The organism is Myxococcus sp. AB025B, assembly GCF_006518215.1.
GTDB classification, from domain to species: Bacteria; Myxococcota; Myxococcia; order Myxococcales; family Myxococcaceae; genus Myxococcus; species Myxococcus fulvus.
Window position 1 is genome coordinate 1 of record NZ_SRLW01000031.1, and the last position, 16,858, is coordinate 16,858.

Sequence of the window (16,858 nt, forward strand, 5' to 3'; positions counted from 1 at the left end):
CCCGCGGGACAGCCTCGCGACGGCGCGCCACAGGCCCACCCCGCGACGGCCATCGACACGAAGCCCCCGCGCGCGGACGACGACGATGACGCGCCCCGGAGGCGACGCCGGCGCGTGAGGGCCCCGGCGACGGGCGCGCTCGTGGGCGCGGGCGCCGCGGCGACGGGCACGTCCACGCTGCGCTCCAGCGCGAGCACCACGCGCCGGCGCGACGAGCCGGTGCCCCTGCTGGTGCGCATGGGCGCGCAGGCGGAGTGGCTCAAGGACGGCAGCGGCATGGGCGTGTTCATGGCCATGGAGGGGCGGCGGCTGGGCGTGGACACGCGCCTCACCGGCCTGTCGCTGAAGGCCGACGACGGCTCGGACACCCAGGACCGCATCACCCTGTTGAGCGCGCGGCTGACGGCGGCGCTGTGGGCCAGCGCCCGGGGCCGGATGCGCGTGGAGGCGGGCCTGTCGAGCGCGCACGCTCCCAGCATCATCTTCGTGGGGCCCAGCTTCGGCGCGTCCGTGGAGGCGTGCATCGGCGCGTCGCCCCTGGACGTGGAGGCACGACTCAACGCCACGCCCTTCCCGCATCGACAGGTGGACATCCAGGCGGGCCTGGCGGCGCACCTGGGCGGCTTCAACGTGCGCGGCGGCTGGCGCGCGCTGTACCTCAACGACGCCGGACACGTGGACGGCGTCGAGCATGAAGAGGGCTTCGGCGGACCCTACTTCGGCCTGGGCCTCACCTTCTGACCTCCCGCGCGCGATGGGCAAGCGCTCGCCGCCCAGCGCGCGACGACGACAGGCCGGAGCCACCTTCCACGAGGAAGGCTCCGACCCCCTGCTCCGACTACTCGTCCGACGCCGCGGCCATGGGCGCCGAAGCGCCCTCGCCGACGTCCGACACCGTGGTGAGCCCCGAGCCGCGCTTGCCGCTGCCCTTGCGCTTGGGCGGCGCCGGCGGGGGCGCGAGCGTCGGCGCCGAGCCGAACAGCCGCTCGTACGTCTCCGGCGCGTTGATGTTCACCAGCACCCCCGGGTCCTTCATGGGCACCCGGCGCACGCGCATGCCCTTGAGCACCGTCTCCAATTGCTCGCCGTCCGCCGCGCGCAGCCGCTCCGCCATCCCGCGCGACATCATCACCGGCCACCCCGGCGCGCCCTCGAACTCCGGACGCAGCATCTCGTCGGAGTCCCCCATCAGCTTGAGCATCGACTTCACCGTGTTGGTCCTGAGCGCCGGCATGTCCACCGGGTGCAGCACCACCACGTCCGCCCCCTCCGCCAGCGCCGCGTCCAGCCCGGTCTTCACCGAGGCCATCTGGCTGTCGCGCCACTGCTCGGACTCCCGGAGGTCCATCCCTGGATGCTGCTTGCGAATGGCCTCCGCGTCCTTCCCCACCACACCCAGCACCTGACAGCCCGCCTTGACGAAGGTCGACGCCAGCGACTGAAGGAAGCTCTTGTCGCCTTCGTGCAGGATGAGCGCCTTGGGGTGGGCCATCCGCCGGGCCTCGCCCGCTGCGAGGATGATCGCCACTGCCTTCATACCAAGCCTCCTCCGTCCCCCGGGGAATCGAGTGCCTCTTGGCCCGGGGCCACCGGGAACAGGCTGTGACCTCTCGGGGGGATTTTGAGCCCACCCCTCGGTGCGAGCCGTCAGCCGGCCCCCAGTCACTTCCCGCGCCGCGTCCGAGTGGCGGGAGCTGGAGCGTGCGCCCTCCGCGGACGCACGGCCCGCCTGCTCGTCCGCACCGCCCCGGAGGCTTGCTTCCCCTGCCCGGGGCCCGGAGGGCCTGGCGCGCTTCAATGCAGCCACCGGGGCGATGGCGCGTGGAGCAGCAGCGTCGTCGCGGGGGCCACCGTCTTTTCTTCCGTCCCCGCCAGCGCCTTGGCGGTCAGAATTTCAGCCAGCCGCGCCAGCGGCGCGAAGGCGGACAGCCGGCGCAGCTCGTCCTCGGACACCTCCCCCAGCCACGCTCCGTCACGGCCATCCACGACGGACAGCGCGTGCACCGCGTGGTGGTGCATCACCTGGAGCGCCGAGAGGACGGTGTCCTCCGGGAAGAGCGTCACGGCGCGGGAAACGAGCATCTCGAACTCAGGGCTGCGGCACATCGTCACGGAAGGCCTCCAGAAAGCAGGCGTCAGGCGCCTCTGATCCACCCCCGTAGCAAGTGGCTTGCCGGGCCTGGATGACGGTTCGCCAGTCGACACACAACCCGCGACGCCGGATGCGCGATAATCCCCCTTGCGACCGCAGCCACCCCTCGACGCGTCCGTGGAGTCACCGCGATGAGCATCAAGCCCCTTCCCTCCTCCACGTCGTCTGCCGCGGCGCGTCGTACTCCCGAGCCCGTGACCGCGCGCCCGGCGGAGGCGCCCAAGCCCAACCTGCTCGAGCGGATGGGCCAGGGGCTGCAGAACGTCGCGCGCGAGGCCAACCGGCTGGTGGACGGCTTCGAGGCGAAGCTGCCGGACCTGTCGCGCCTGGGTTTGCCGAAGCCGCCGGGCGCGGGGAACACGCCGTGGGCCGGCATCACCCTGACGGGCAAGCCGCTCCAGATTCCGCTCGACAAGCTGCTGCAGGTCGACCTGGGGGATTTGCGCAAGGTGCTCGAGCGCATCCTCCCGCCGAAGATCGACGACAAGCAGGGCAAGCAGCTCGTCGCGCAGACGAAGGACTTCCGCGACACGCTGGGCCAGGTGCGCTCGCTGGCGGCGCAGCTGGACATGCTGCCCTCCACGCACCCGCGCTATCCCCAAGTGAAGGCCGCGCTGGAGAAGGCGGAGGCGCAGCTCACGCAGACGACGGGCTACACGCGCGCCACCGCGCCGCGCCCCGGCTCGCTGTGGTTGGATCCGCAGTTCCTCGCCAAGGAGCTGCCCGGCGGGCAGGTCCACGCGAGCCGCTTCCCCACGGGCACGCCAGTGACGAAGCCGCCCTCCGCGCTGGACATCGTGGCCGGTGGCGACGCGAAGAAGGCCGCCGAGTACACGGCCTCCGTCGCGAAGAACCGCGCCGAGGCGGGGATGCCGGTGCAGGGCGGCGAGCCCATGGGCGTGCACCTGAGCCTGGAGGGCGGTGGAGGCAAGGGCAAGCGCTACGCGGCCATGTTCGCGGAGATGCGCGACCTGGGCGTGGTGCCGGTGAGCCTGACGGGCACGTCCGCGGGCTCCATCGCCGCCGCGTTCGCCGCCACGGGCGCCACGCCACAGCAGATTGAGGACGTGGCCAAGGACCCGCGCCTGGGCCAGCTGTATGACTTCGATTTCGACCTGAACGACGGGGGCCTCCTGGATGGCCAGGCCGCGTTCGACCTGTTCGACCAGAAGCTGCGCGAGCTGACCGGCATCACCGACCGGCCCGTCACCTTCGCGGACCTGAAGATTCCCCTGCAGCTGGTCGCCGCCAAGGCCTACGACAGCGCGGTGCCGGACGGCGGCTTCAAGAGCGCGCAGGACCGCATCTTCGTCTTCAGCCAGGAGACCACGCCGGACACGCCCGTGGCGCTCGCCATGCGCGCCTCCATGGCCATCCCCGGCGTGTTCGACCCGGTGCAGGTGGTGGACCCCGTCACCGGCCGCCAGATGCACCTGGTGGACGGCGGCACGCTGGACAACCTGCCCATGGGCTACGCGAAGAACGACTTGCCGCAGATTGGCGCGTCGCTGCAGACGCGCGGCGGCACGCACCCGTCCAACGGCACCGCGCAGCCCAAGCCGCTGCCCACCGGCCAGCTCGACACCGATGACGCCATCTGGAACGGCTTCAACGGCTACGCGATGCTCAAGGACAACGCCACCGAGGCCCAGGACTGGCGCGACAAGGCGAAGCCCGGCGCCAACCAGTTCATGCTCGCCGTGCCCACGTGGAACCTGGACGACCCCAAGCAGGGCAACAGCGTGCTCGGCTTCGGCTACGACGCCAAGGTGGACCCCAAGCTGGACACGCAGACGCGTCAGGTGACGCGCGACTTCCTGCGCGAGTTCATGGACGACATGAAGGTCCCCGGCGCGCGCGGCACCAACCTGGTCACCCAGGTCCCCAAGGACCTGAAGTTCAGCGAGGACGTTCAAATCTGGGGCGAGAAGTTCCAGGTGACATACAACGGCGGGGACACCGTCGTCGCCACCGCCGCCAATGGCAAACGTCACGAGGTCCGGCTCGGCCAGAAACAGATTGAGGCCCTCTGGTTGGATGGACAGACGTTCAAGGACTTCGACGCGCAGCTGTCCCACGTCCTCAGCGACGTGCGCAGCGTGCGGCCCTCCTGGCTCCCGTTCTGACGCGCGGTGCGGGGTTTGCGCCCCCGCTGCAACCTTGCACCTCCGGATACCTGGACCCACCCGGGGCGCCTTGCTGCGCACCCGGGTGTCGTCATTACGGTGTTTCAGGAACATCCCCTTGGAGGTCCTGAATGCAAGCGGAGCGAGGGCGGGCCTGGGTGCCCTGGCTGGTGACGGTGCTGGTGGTGCTGCTCGCGGGTGGCGTGCTGTACCTGGCGCACCGGGGCTCGGTGCAGGCCCAGGCGCAGGCGGAGCAGGCGCGCAAGGCGGCGGACGAGGCCACCGCGCGCGCGCGTGACGCGGACGCGGCCCGTCAACAGGCCGAGGAGAAGCTCGCGGCGCTGCAGACCGAGCACACGAAGCTGACGACGGAGAAGGAGCAGCTCAATACGGAGAAGGAGCAGCTCACCCAGACGGTGCAGGAGCAGGAGGCGGAGCTCGCCAAGCTCAAGGCCACCTACGACGACCTGCAGGACAAGATGAAGGCCGAAATCGCGGAGGGCGCCATCAAGCTGTCGCAGGCCCAGGGCCGCATCCAGGTGGACCTGGTGGACAAGGTGCTCTTCGACTCCGGCGACGCGAGCATCAGCAAGCGCGGCCAGGAGGTCCTCAAGCGGCTGGGCGGCGTCTTGGCCAAGGTGGATGACAAGGCCATCCAGGTGTCGGGCCACACGGACGACTCGCCGCCGTCGCAGAAGCTGCAGACGACCTTCCCCACCAACTGGGAGCTGTCCGTGGCGCGCGCCGTCAACGTGGTGCGCTTCCTCCAGGAGCACGGCAACGTGCCGGCGCGCCGGATGCTCGCCGCGGGCTATGGCGAGATGCGCCCCATCTCCGCCAACGCCACCCCGCAGGGTCGCGCGCGCAACCGCCGCATCGAGGTCCTGCTCATCCCCGACCTCGCGGCGAAGAAGGCCGGCGTGAGGACGGCGCGCGACACGCGCTGAAGCCCATACACGCGTGAGACATGTGACACGCCCTCGGGCCTGAAACATGTCTCACGCGAGCAGCCCCGCTACTTCTTCTTCACGGACTCGAGCAGCTTGCGGAAGGCCTTCTCAGACGCCGCCACGCTCTTCTCCGGCCCGGTGAGCTTGAAGAACAGCGCGCCCTCCGGCCCTTCCACGATGGCGCCCAACAGCCGGTAGCCGGGCTTGGGCGTGGACGGGCCCATCATCGGGCCGCCGCCCGCGTACGTGCCCTTCACGTCCACCGTCGTCACCTGCATGCCGTTGAGCTTCTCCGTCTTCGTCTTGGCCGCCTTGTCCACCGGCTTGCCGTCCGCCGTCTGGAACTGGCCCAGCCACCGCTTCACGTTGGCGTCCACCGCGCCGCCCTGGCCCTGGCCGAAGTAGAACACCGCCAGCTCACCCCCTTCCGCGTCGCCCTTCGCCGCCGGCAGCTTGTACGTCGCCGCTCGCATCGGCCGCTCACCCTGCGCCTCCCACTCCTTCGGCGCCGTCCACGTCAGCCCTCCGGCCTCCTGGGCCGACGCCACCATCGCCACGCACATCACCAGCACACTCAGCAGTCGGTTCATCCGCTGAGCGTACCGGTGTTCGAGCCCGGCGCAGTGTGTCAAAGACAGACGGTGCCACTCGGGCATACGGTCGTGCAGGACTGACACGACGCGTCAAGTCCCATCGCTTTCGGCCAACCCACTTACGTGGTACGCCACGCGACTGTCACCTAGTCCTGCAGTCCAATCCTGGACTCGGAGGGGGTTGTATCCATGAAAAAGGCGTTGTTCCTCGGGGCTCTGGCCCTGGGCACGGTAGCGTGTGATCCAGAGATCGCGCAGGACCCGGCGGTGAACCCGGCCGACGTCCAGGTCGCGGAGTTCGACCCCTCCGCGTCGCCGGCCGTCGTCCCCTCTCCGAATGACCTGGCCATGGGGGTGGATGCCAATGGCGACCCCATCGTCAACGCTCCCGTCAACCCGAACACGCCCGCCGCGGAGCAGGAGTTCACGCGGGACTACCTCAACACGCTCAACGGCTTCCCGACGACGGCCATCGCCACCACGGTGGTGAAGAACCTGAACCCGGAGACGGTGAACGCGTCGACGGTCAAGTTCATCAACCTGTCGGCGGCCGTGACCGGCCCGGTGACGCCGACCATCGGCTACCGCGAGGCGACGAATCAGATCACCGTCATCCCGCCGCAGCCCCAGGGCTGGCCCAAGGGCGGCAAGTACGCCGTCGTCATCGTGGGCGGCGACAAGGGCGTGAAGACCAAGGACGGCAAGTCCATCATCGGCACCGCCACCTGGTCGCTCGCCAGCTCCACGCTGCCGCTGGTCAACTGTCCCGACAACAACCTGGCCTCCGACCACTGCACGCTGGCCACGGAGCTCATCCCCTCCAGCAAGCGTGACCCGGCCGAGCGCCTGGCGGACCAGCTCAACAGCGCCAAGCGCCTGGAGCAGATGCGCCGCGGCTACGCGCCCCTGCTGGACCTGGTGTCCGCGCAGAACGGCCTGGACCGCAACGACCTGGTGCTGGCCTGGACGTTCAGCATCATGAACCAGCCGGAGATGACGTTCGACCCCACGAACAGCATCATCCCCTTCCCCAACGACCTCCTGCGCGTGCCGCGCACGGCCACCGCCCCCGCGCGCCTGAACCTGCCGGTCCCCCCGGGCACGGGCACGGTGCAGGACCTCATCAAGGGCCTGAACACCCTGGATGGCTGGTCCACCACGGCCCCCATCATCTCCGAGAACGGCCCCACCCGCGGCATCATTGAGGCGGACCTCAAGGTCGACCCGGCCACCGTCGCGCTGGGCAAGCAGGTGCTGTTCGTCAAGCTGACCCCGGGCGGCAGCCAGCCCAAGGTCAAGGTCTGCATCGACTGCGCGTCCAGCTCCAAGCGGGACGGCTCGGCCGCGGACCCCGCGCCCCAGCAGCTGCAGATCATCCCCGAGATTCCGCTCGACCCGGCCAGCCAGTACGCCGTGGTGGTGCTGCGCGGCGTGAAGGAGCAGGCCGCCGAGGGCGCCAAGGCCCGCGCCGTCGCGGTCCCCGCGGCCCAGGCCCTGATGAAGCTCTCCGCGCCGCTGTTCGTGGACGGCAAGAGCCAGGTTTCGGCCGTGCCGGACGCCACCGCCGCCGCGGTGGAGCCCGCGCGCGCCGCCATGAAGCCCCTGTTCGACGCGCTGGCCGCCAACGGCATCGCGCGCAAGGACATCCTGCTGGCGTGGGCCTTCACCACCCAGAGCACGCACACCGTGCTGGACTCGCTGCACAAGGTGCCCGCCTCGCCGCTGCCGGACTCCCCGGTGTCGCTGGTGGACCAGACGGCCAACATCATCGGCGCCATGGAGGCGCTCAGCCTGGAGCACCAGCACGTGGGCCGCGCGCTCGCGGGCACGTTCCTGTCGCCCTTCCTCCTGGATGACGTGAACGGCGCGCTCAACCCCGCGCGTCCCCAGCACCTGGACCACATCCCGTTCCTGCTCATCCTGCCGGCCACGCCCGCTCCCGCGGGCGGCTACAAGACGGTGGTCTTCGGCCACGGTCTGGGCGGCAACCGCACCGACGCGCTGGTCATCACCAACAAGCTCAACGAGGCCGGCTACGCGGTCGCCGCCATCGACACCGTGTTCCACGGCGAGCGCACCAGCTGCGCGGGCATCACCGCCGCCTCCGGCACGGGCCCCATCACCACGCCCGACATGGCCTGCTCCACCGGCACCTGCGACGTGACGCCCAACAGCGCCACCTTCGGCCGCTGCATCGCGCCGGACACGGCCATCGCCTGCAACCCGGTGGGTGGCGGCGACGCCACGTGCGCCGCGGCCGGCCAGGGCGTGTGCCTCAACACCGGCAAGTGCGAGGGTGGCGACTTCCGCCGCGCCTCCGCGGGCAGCCCCCCGGTCGTCTCCAGCTGGAACTTCCTCAACCTCACGAACCTGTTCGCCACGCGCGACAACTTCCGTCACCACGTGCTGGACATCTCCCAGTTCACGCGCGTGCTGGCGAGCGACGGCCTGCGCGGCATGCTCAACCAGATGTCCGAGGGCAACTACCTCAACGCCACCACGGTGGACTACGTGGGCCAGAGCCTGGGCGGCTTCCAGGGCACCCTGTCCGCGTCGGTCAACGAGCGCATGCGCCGCGTCGCCCTCAACGTCCCGGGCGGCGACCTGGTGGACACGCTGCTGACGTCCACCAACCCGACGTTCGCCGCGCGCCGCGAGGGCTTCCTGTCCTTCCTCGAGTCCGTGGGCCGCGTCTCCGGCACCCCCGGCTTCGACGAGTTCATCGTCCTGGCGCGCACCATCCTGGACCCGGCCGCGCCGCGCAACTACGGCTGGTACCTGGAGAACTTCGACAAGGCCCCGGCCGAGCGCGAGGCGTTCATCCAGTACATCCAGGGTGACGAGGTGATTCCGAACCCGGTGACGCAGGGCCTCATCGCCTCCGCCAACCGCGACCCGGAAGCCCCGCGCACGGTGCAGAGCTACATGGCGCAGGTCGACTTCCTGCCCACGTCCGCGCGCCACGCGTTCCTGCTCATCATCAACACACAGGACCCCGGCAACGCCATGCTCCGCGCCGTGCGCGACACGGCCCAGGCCCAGGTCATCCAGTTCCTCAACACGGGCACGGCGAACGAGTAGTCCTGACGGACAGGAAATAGGGGAATGACTCACATGAAGAAGACACTGTCCCTCGTCGCGCTCCTGGCCGCGGGTAGCTCCCAGGCGGCCGGCTTTCAGATCAACACCCAGAGCGCCCGCTCCTCGGGCATGGGCAACGCGGCGGCCGCGTGGCTGGACGACTCGTCGGCCATCTACTCGAACGCCGCGAACATCCTCGGTGTGAACAAGCTGGACGTGCAGATTGGTGACACCGGCATCCTGCCGGCCATCAAGTTCACGCCGGACAACGGCACCGAGCAGGGTCAGAAGACGACCCTGTCGCCTCCGCCGCACCTGTTCCTGGTCTACAAGCCGTTCGACCGGGCCGCGGTGGGTCTGGGCATCTACACGCCCTTCGGCGCGCGCAGCCGCTGGGAGGATGGGTTCGTGGGCCGCTTCCGCGCCCAGGAGTCCGCGCTGTCCGTCTACAACATCAACCCGACGGCGGCGTACCAGCTCCACGAGCGCTTCCGCGTGGGCGGCGGCATCAACATCTACCGCTCCACCCTGGAGCTCAAGCGCGCCCTGGGCTTCGTCGAGTCCGAGGGCCAGGTGCACCTGGGCGGCAGCGACTGGGGCTGGGGCTACAACATCGGCGTCCAGGCCGTGCTGTGGCCCAAGCTGGTGACGTTCGGCCTGCACTACCGCAGCGCCGCGGACCTGTCGTTCAAGGGCCAGGCGGACTTCCAGAACGTGCCGGTGGAGTTCCAGACGCGCCTGCCGGACACGCGCGTGCAGGGTGACGTCACGCTGCCGGCCACCATCGCCGCGGGCATCGCCGTCACGCCGCTGGACAACTTGAAGATCGCCTTCGACGCGAACTGGGTGGACTGGTCCTCGTTCCAGGAGCTCGCCATCGAGTTCCCGGACAACCCGGCCATCAACAACCCGCTGCCCAAGCAGTGGCGCGCGAAGTGGAACTACCACCTGGGCGCCGAGTACGGCGTGACGCAGGCCTTCCAGGTCCGCGCCGGCCTCATCTACGACCCGGCCCCCAGCCCGGGCAGCACGCTGACGCCGGACCTGCCGGACGCGAACCGCTTCGGCGTGTCCGGTGGCCTCGGCTACAACTGGAACGGGCTGCGCGCGGACTTCGCGTACCAGTTCGTCAGCCTCTCCGACAAGGAGAGCTCGGCCCCGGGCATGTCCGGCGTCTACAACGGCTCCGCGCACGTGTTCGGCCTGACGCTCGGCTACTCCATGTAGTCGGCTGACGCCGCGCCGGTCCGCTCCGTCGGGCCGGCCGCGTCGCGACACGCCCGGGTCTCCCTCATGGGGAGCCCGGGCGTCGTCGTTTCGGGGGCCCGCGCTTCAGACGCGCAGGTCACCGTCGTGCAGCACGCGGCCCGACGCCAGCACGCGCGCGGAGCGCTGCAGCCGCTCGGTGCCCATGCGCATGAGCTGTCCCTTCAGGCCCGGCTGGCTGAGCAGGTGCTTCTCGAACGCGGCGCGAGGCAGCCGCAGCACCACGCCCACGCCCTCCGCGCGCACCGTGGCGGACACCGGCTTGTCGAGCAGCAGGGAGATTTCGCCGAACACGTCCCCCTCGTGCAGCTCCGCCAGCGCCACGCGCCGGCCATCCGGATGCAGCAGCCACGGCGTGCACCGTCCGCGCAGGAGCACGTAGAAGGCGTCACCCGGCTGCCCCTGTGTCAGCAGCACCTCGCCCTCCGCGATGGGACGCAGGCTGAAGTCCAGGCTGAGCGCGGCCTTCTGCGCGGGCGTCAGCCGGCTGAGCAGCGGGTTGCTGCGCAAGAGGTTGTCCACCAGCCTGCGCCGGTAGAAGTCCTCCACCACCCGCGCCACGCGCGGCTGACGCGCGGACACGGACGTGAGCGCCTCGCGCGTCAGCTCCAGCAGCACCGCGCGCTCGGTGACGACGACGCTCGCCAGCCGCGGACCCTCGGACACCAGCGCCAGCTCGCCGAAGACGTCCCCGGGCGCCACCGTGCCCACCACGGCGCGCTCCCCGTTCTCCAGCGCGCGCGCGACGTCCGCGCGGCCCTCCACCAGCACGAACATGGACGCGCCCGCCTCGCCCTCTTGCACCACCGGCTGGCCGGGGAAGAAGGCGCGCGCCTGGAGCACGTCCACCAGCGCGACGAAGTCCTCGCGGCCCAGCCGGGAGAAGAGCCCCGAGACGCCGTCCCCGCACGCCTCCGAGCACAGCGCGAAGCGCTCGGCCAGCGCCGCCTGGGTGCGCGCCCTCACGGAGGCCGGCGCCCCCAGGCGCCCCAGGGCCACGCACGCGGCCACCGCGCGCAGGGGTTGCAACGCCTTGGCCCAGGCCAGCGCGGCGGCCTCGTGCGCGGCCGCGGCGTCGCTCGTACGGCCGAGCCACTCGAGCAGCTCCGCCACCTGCTGGCGCACCTCCGCGTCGTCGGGGGCGTGCTTCAGGAGCGCCTGGTACTCGGCGAGCGCCGCCTCCAGCTGGCCCTGCCGGGCGAGCTGGACCGCCCGCTCCCTCTCCTCGACACGCGTGTCCGCCATCCCGCCATCCTACCGTCCCCGCGCGTCCTACGTGCTGAGCACCCGCACCCGCTCCGCCAGGTTGTGGGTGAACAGCCGGTAGATGCGCAGGGCCGCCGCCTCATGGGTGGCCAGGTAGTGCTGGAAGTCCGCGCGCGTCACGCGCAGGGCCCTCACCGTGGAGCTGGAGCGCACGTGCGCGGACGTGGGCCCGTCCAGGATGAGGGAGATTTCCCCCAGCCACGCGCCGGGCCCCAGCGTGTTGAGCCGCCGGGCGTCCGGCCCCGGGCCGCTCGACACCTCCACCGTGCCCTCCAGCAGCACCAGCAGCCCCGTGCCCCGCGCGCCCTTCTCCAGCACCGTGGTGTCCTCGGGGATGACCACCTGCCGCGCCACGCGGTAGAGGTCCTTGAGGTCCTCCAGCGCCAGCTCCCCGAAGATGGGAATCGCCTTGAGGTACTCGTACCCGTCGGGCGTCGCGCCCGGCCGCTCGGCCACCGGCGACGAGGACTCCCCGGACGCGGGCGAGCCATCACTCAAGCCCAGGTGCCGGAGCAGCCGCAGGTGCTCGGCCTTGAGCACCTCGTCCTCGCGCGCGGCCGCGGACTCCTGCCGCGCATCCGCCAGCAGCACCAGCGCGCGCATGGACTCCCCCTGCTCGTCGAGCAGCGCGCACATGCGCAGCACCGCCTCGCGTCGGCGGGGGTGCTCGGACGGCACGCCGCGCAGCGCCTCCAGCTCCGCGTGCGCGTAGCCCAGCGCGTGGTACACCTCCGCGGCCTCCAGGGGACGCTGCAGCCGCGTCAGGCAGTGCGCCATGGACTCGCGCGCCTCCAGGGAGCGGTACAGCTCCAGCGCCCGCTCCAGCGCGCCGCCGCGCTCGAAGGCCGCCGCCGCTCTCGCGGGCTCTCCCGCGCGAAGCCACGCCTCCGCCGCCATCAGCAACGAGCCCGCCTGCTCATGCAGCGTCGCGGCCTCGGCGTCCGCGCCCTGGGCCTCCAGGAGCCGCGCCGCGCCCGCGAAGTCCCGGGCCCGCCGCAGCACGTCCACCAGCGCCGTGCGCGCCTGTGCGGGCACGTTCGCGGAGTCCACCAGCACGCGCTCGCGCTGCCCGGGGGACAGGTCCTCGTAGGCCCGCACCGCCACGTCCACCGCTCCCTGCATCACCGCCTCCCACACCGAACGTGCAGGGCCACCCATGGGCAGACGTCGCCCCCGGGCGCCCTCCTCGGGAATGAGGTCGGACCTCTCCGCGGCCCCCGCCATGTCGTGCTCCCCCCTGCCACAAGTCTGCGTCGTGCGTACCAGACCGGCCGCCACGAGGCGAGTCCCCCACGGGTCACCCGCACCCGTGAAGTGGTGGCTGCAAAACCTTCCACCCACACCATCGCCACGTGGGGTGGGGTGGCAAAGCGCCGCACCCGTCCGCACGAAACCCTCCGCTATATGTGGGAGGCCCAATCGTTAAGGTCCGGGATGGGCCGTCACCATCCCGGGAGCCCCGTCATGTCGCATCAGCACCCCCACCGTTGGAGCCAGGTCCTCTGCCTGCTGGCCGTGTGCGCCGGGACGACTGCGAGCGCCCACGCGGGCCTGCCCGAGACGTCCAACGTCACCCTCCGCCGAGGCCACCCGGAGGACTTCTTCCTGGGCGCGACGTTCGGCGCGGTGATTTCGCGCGACGCCGGCAAGACGTTCCGGTGGATATGCCCGGACGCGATGGGCTACGGCGGCTGGAACCCCACGGCCTACCTGTGGCGTGAGGCCGGCGACCTCATGGCGGCCACGGGCAGCGCCCTGCTGCGCTCCCCCGACGGCGGCTGCTCGTGGAACACGCACCCCTACTTCAAGGACACCTGGGTCTCCGGCCTCGCGGCGCACCCCACCGATGACCGCGTGCTGTACGTCGTCACCTCGCGGCACGGCAGGCCCAATGGCCTGTACCGCTCCCAGGACGGCGGCGAGACGTGGGCGCCCTCTCCCCTGCTGCGCCAGGGCCTGGTGCTCAACGCGGTGCGAGTGTCCCCGGCGAACCCCCAGCGCCTGTACGCGACGGGCAAGGAGGAGGGCCGGATGCTCTTCCTGCGCAGCGACGACGCGGGAGAGACGTGGCGCGAGGTGGTGCACACGCTGGCGCCGCTCTTGTTGCCGTACGACTTGATGGTGGAGGCGGCGGACCCGGTATCGGCGGACATCGTGTGGGCGCGCGTGTCATCGCAGGGCTCCACCTTCATGCTGCGCAGCGACGACGGCGGTGAGACGTTCGTCAACGTCTCCGAAATCCAGGACGTCTTCATCAACATGGAGCTGTCCGCCGACGGCAAGACGACGTGGGTCGGCACGCTCAACCACTTCTTCCGGGGCCCCTCCACGGGACCGCTGGACATGCTGACGCTGCCCACGGGCAACGCGTGTGTGCTGCGCCAGGGCGACACGCTCTACGGCTGCGGCTCCACGTGGCTGCACGACTGGGCGCTCGCGCGCAGCACGGACCAGGGCAGCACGTGGGAGCACCTGTTCGGCCTCTACGAAATCCAGGGCACGCACCACTGTCCGCGTGGCACGCCGGTGCGGGACCTCTGCCCCAGCCGCTGGCCCCAATTGGCCGAGCAACTCGGCGCGCCGCTGTATCCGGATGGCGGCGTCGAGGAGCCGACACCCGAGGACGCGGGCACACCCGACGCGGGAGCGCCCGACGCGGGAACCCCCGATGCAGGCTCCACTCCTGAACCCCCGCCTGGTCCCAAGGGGTCGGGAGGTTGCGGGGCGATGGGTGGGAACATGGCGCCGCTGTTGATGTTGCTGTCCCTCTTCACCCTGCTGCGCCGTGGTCGGCGGCGTGTGCACTCCACGACAGGTCCCCTCCCATGAAGCCCCTCTCGCGCAGCCTCCTCTGGACCACCTCCGCGGCCGCCCTGCTGGCCCTGACCTCCGCCTGCGGTGACGACGAGCCCACCGGCTCCCAGTGTGGCGAGCCGCTCTACGGAGGAGACGCCACGGACGAGGCCTGGCGAGCGCTCGTGGACGCACGGAACCTGGCGAAGGCGGACGCGGAGGCCACGGCGCTGTCCTCGCCCCAGAGCAACGCGCGCTACGCCTTCGACGCGGCGGCGCCGACGTGGACGTGGGACTCGTCGCTCGCCCAGGCACTGCCCCGCTCCAGGCCCGCGGGCCTCCTCGACACCGCGCGCACGATGCTGGCCACGGTGGGACAGTGGCTGCTGCCCACCGCGCACGCGCACCTGCCGCCGTTCACCGGGGACATCTACTGGGTGCAGGTGACGGTGCCCGGGCGCGAGTGCCCGGTGGAGATGCTCACCTCGAACCTGTCCTGGCAGCTCGACGCCGCGACGTGGGACACGCTCAAGGCCAACGCCGGCAAGGACCTGTCCGTGCAGGTGACGAGCGCGTACCTGCTCCAGAACCGCATCCAGGAGGGGCCGTACCTGTTGGCCCAGCCCGTCACCTTCCGCATCGAGCCGGAGGCGCCATGACGCGACGACTCGCGCGCGCGTGGGTGCCCGCGCTGGGACTGCTGCTCGGCGCCTGCTCCGAGGAGAAGAGCCCCTTCGACGGCGTGAAGCCCCCGGACGGCCTCCAGTACGAGCATGAAACGCCGTGGACCCAGGGCAGCACCGTGCCCCCTCCCGGTCCGGGCGGACGCGTCCTGGTGACCAACAGCCTGGATGACACCGTGAGTCTGTTGGAACTGGATGGCGCCACCGCGCCGGGCTGGAGGGAGCTGGCGCGCGTGCCGGTGGGGCTCAACCCGGTGGAGCTGGAGGGCCCCCACCACACGGCGGTGTCACCGGACGGCGCCTTCTATTACGTGGGCATCTCCAACTACGTGCCGGGCGGCGGCTCGGGTCCCCACGGCGCGCACGGCACGGGCTCGGATGACGGCTACTGCCTGAAGCTGGACGCGCGCGACAACCGGCGGGTCGGCGCGGTGCGCGTGGACCCCAACCCCGGCGACGTCATCGTCAGCAAGGACGGCAAGACGCTGTACCAGTCGCACTTCGACACGCTGAAGATTGTCGAGGTGGCGCGGCGCGGTGGCACCGAGGAGGAGATGCACGCGCGGCTGGCCATCATCGACGCGGAGACGATGACCCGGAAGGCCATGCTTGAGGTGTGCCCGGCGCCGCACGCCATCCGCCTGTCCCCGGACGAGCGCACCGCGTACATCGCCTGCTGGTCCGACGAGGTGGCCATCGTCGACCTCACCGCGCTCACCGAGAAGCCCCGGCGCGTGAAGGTGGCCCCCGGCGCGGGCACCGCCATCGCGCCCCGGCACCAGCCCTACGCGCTGACGATGTCACCCACCACGGGCGATGTCTGGGTCAGCTCCATGGCGAGCCGCGAGCTGCAGGTGCTGGAGTCCGCGACGAACACGATGAACGCCGCGCGCACGATTCGCCTCGCGGGCGCGCCCATGTTCGGGGACTTCAGCCAGGACGGGAAGACGCTCTACGTGCCGTACCAGGGCGTGGAGGCGCTGCTCGTCATCGACGCGGCCACAGGCAACATCCAACGCGAAATCGACCTGGCACCCGAGGGCTGTCTCAACGCGCATCAAGCGACGCTGACGCCGGATGGCAGCCACGCGCTCGTCGTCTGCGAGGGCGACCACGTGGGCCCCGGCACGTTGCACGCGGTGAACCTGGCCGACGGCGCGGTGGTGAATACCGTGCGCGTGGGCATCTTCCCGGACTCGGTGAGCATCCTCGGAGGTCGACGATGAGCGGCGCGTCCTGGAAGCTGTGGCCCTGCGTGGCGCTCGCGCTGTTCGCCTCCTCGTGTGGTGACGAGGCCGAGCCGCCCACCGCGGCGGAGTACGGCGAACTCTTGTTCCGCGACGCGCGCCTGTCGGAGAGCCAGTTCAACGCCTTCTCCTGCGCCACCTGTCACGCGACGACGCCCACGCCGCTCGATGGCCGCATGGACTCCGGCTACACGCTGCACAACGTGGTGTCGCGTCCGGACTGGTGGGGCGGCTACGAGACGAACCTGCTGGACGCGGTGAACTTCTGCTACGTCAGCTTCATGCGCGGCGTGCAGCCGCTGCCGGTGGACTCGCCCCAGAGCCGCGCGCTGTACGAGTACCTGGTGAGCATCAGCCCGGATGCCCAGGCGCCCGCCCTGCCCTACACCGTGGTGAAGGACATCGTGGAAGTGCCTCGCGGCAGCATGGAGCGCGGACAAACCGTGTATCGCGCGGCCTGCCAGGAATGCCACGGTGAACTCCACACAGGCGCGGGGCGCCTGACGGAGCTGGCCTCCATCCTGCCGGAGGTGACGCGGGATTACGACGAGCTCTTCCCGGGTATCCCCCACTCGCTCGTCGTCATCGAGAAGGTGAGACACGGCCAGTTCTTCCACATCGGCGGCAACATGCCCGCCTACAGCCTGGAGGCCCTCTCCGATGCGGACATGGGAGCGCTGCTGACGTACCTGGGGCTGTAG

14 protein-coding genes are annotated in these 16,858 nt (G+C 70.9%); 9 read left to right on the forward strand and 5 right to left on the reverse strand.

Translation table 11 applies throughout. From position 1 onward, the window contains the following. Positions 1-741 (forward strand): hypothetical protein (locus FL311_RS43970; protein WP_194869100.1); only part of this gene is annotated, 741 nt, incomplete at its 5' end. Positions 742-838: 97 nt separating this feature from the next. Here the strand turns inward: FL311_RS43970 and FL311_RS07540 are convergent. Beyond that, positions 839-1,537 (reverse strand): NTP transferase domain-containing protein, encoded by a 699-nt coding sequence (locus FL311_RS07540; protein ID WP_141324256.1) that lies wholly within the window; start codon positions 1,535-1,537, stop codon positions 839-841. Between the two features lie 257 nt (positions 1,538-1,794). After that, positions 1,795-2,106, reverse strand: a complete 312-nt coding sequence (locus tag FL311_RS07545) for a hypothetical protein (RefSeq protein WP_141324287.1) — start codon at positions 2,104-2,106, stop codon at positions 1,795-1,797. A 177-nt stretch (positions 2,107-2,283) separates the two neighbouring features. Here FL311_RS07545 and FL311_RS07550 point away from each other — a divergent pair, with 177 nt between their 5' ends. Both FL311_RS07550 and FL311_RS46075 read left to right on the forward strand, forming a co-directional pair. Further along, positions 2,284-4,278: a patatin-like phospholipase family protein gene (locus FL311_RS07550; RefSeq protein WP_141324257.1), complete on the forward strand. Its 1,995-nt coding sequence runs from the start codon at positions 2,284-2,286 to the stop codon at positions 4,276-4,278. A gap of 131 nt (positions 4,279-4,409) precedes the next feature. Continuing rightward, positions 4,410-5,225, forward strand: coding sequence for a flagellar motor protein MotB (locus FL311_RS46075; protein ID WP_141324258.1), 816 nt, complete (start codon positions 4,410-4,412; stop codon positions 5,223-5,225). Positions 5,226-5,293: 68 nt separating this feature from the next. Here FL311_RS46075 and FL311_RS07560 read toward each other — a convergent pair whose 3' ends face one another. Then, positions 5,294-5,818 (reverse strand): hypothetical protein, encoded by a 525-nt coding sequence (locus FL311_RS07560; protein WP_194869101.1) that lies wholly within the window; start codon positions 5,816-5,818, stop codon positions 5,294-5,296. 192 nt (positions 5,819-6,010) lie between these two features. Here FL311_RS07560 and FL311_RS07565 point away from each other — a divergent pair, with 192 nt between their 5' ends. After that, entirely contained in the window at positions 6,011-8,902 is a 2,892-nt protein-coding gene (locus FL311_RS07565) for a hypothetical protein (protein ID WP_141324259.1), read from the forward strand. A gap of 33 nt (positions 8,903-8,935) precedes the next feature. Further along, positions 8,936-10,129, forward strand: coding sequence for an OmpP1/FadL family transporter (locus FL311_RS07570; RefSeq protein WP_141324260.1), 1,194 nt, complete (start codon positions 8,936-8,938; stop codon positions 10,127-10,129). Positions 10,130-10,234: 105 nt separating this feature from the next. Here the strand turns inward: FL311_RS07570 and FL311_RS07575 are convergent, their stop codons facing one another. Both FL311_RS07575 and FL311_RS07580 read right to left on the reverse strand, forming a co-directional pair. Continuing rightward, positions 10,235-11,413 carry a cyclic nucleotide-binding domain-containing protein gene (locus FL311_RS07575; protein ID WP_141324261.1) on the reverse strand — a complete coding sequence of 393 codons (1,179 nt, stop codon included), beginning with the start codon at positions 11,411-11,413 and terminating at the stop codon, positions 10,235-10,237. Between the two features lie 27 nt (positions 11,414-11,440). Next, positions 11,441-12,592: a cyclic nucleotide-binding domain-containing protein gene (locus tag FL311_RS07580; protein WP_228556731.1), complete on the reverse strand. Its 1,152-nt coding sequence runs from the start codon at positions 12,590-12,592 to the stop codon at positions 11,441-11,443. Positions 12,593-12,898: 306 nt separating this feature from the next. Between FL311_RS07580 and FL311_RS07585 the strand changes: the two genes are divergently transcribed. From FL311_RS07585 to FL311_RS07600, 4 genes are read left to right on the forward strand one after another with little or no spacing between them, the layout of a single operon-like run. Next, the gene (locus FL311_RS07585; RefSeq protein ID WP_141324263.1) at positions 12,899-14,263 is read left to right on the forward strand and encodes a hypothetical protein; all 1,365 of its coding nucleotides are present in this window, start codon (positions 12,899-12,901) and stop codon (positions 14,261-14,263) included. Next, positions 14,260-14,886, forward strand: a complete 627-nt coding sequence (locus FL311_RS07590) for a hypothetical protein (protein ID WP_141324264.1) — start codon at positions 14,260-14,262, stop codon at positions 14,884-14,886. Before FL311_RS07585 ends, FL311_RS07590 begins: the two co-directional genes overlap by 4 nt. After that, on the forward strand, positions 14,883-16,136 hold the full coding sequence (locus FL311_RS07595; RefSeq protein WP_141324265.1) for a YncE family protein: 1,254 nt from the start codon (positions 14,883-14,885) through the stop codon (positions 16,134-16,136). The genes FL311_RS07590 and FL311_RS07595 overlap by 4 nt, the downstream gene beginning before the upstream one ends. Further along, positions 16,133-16,858 (forward strand): c-type cytochrome, encoded by a 726-nt coding sequence (locus FL311_RS07600; RefSeq protein WP_141324266.1) that lies wholly within the window; start codon positions 16,133-16,135, stop codon positions 16,856-16,858. The genes FL311_RS07595 and FL311_RS07600 overlap by 4 nt, the downstream gene beginning before the upstream one ends.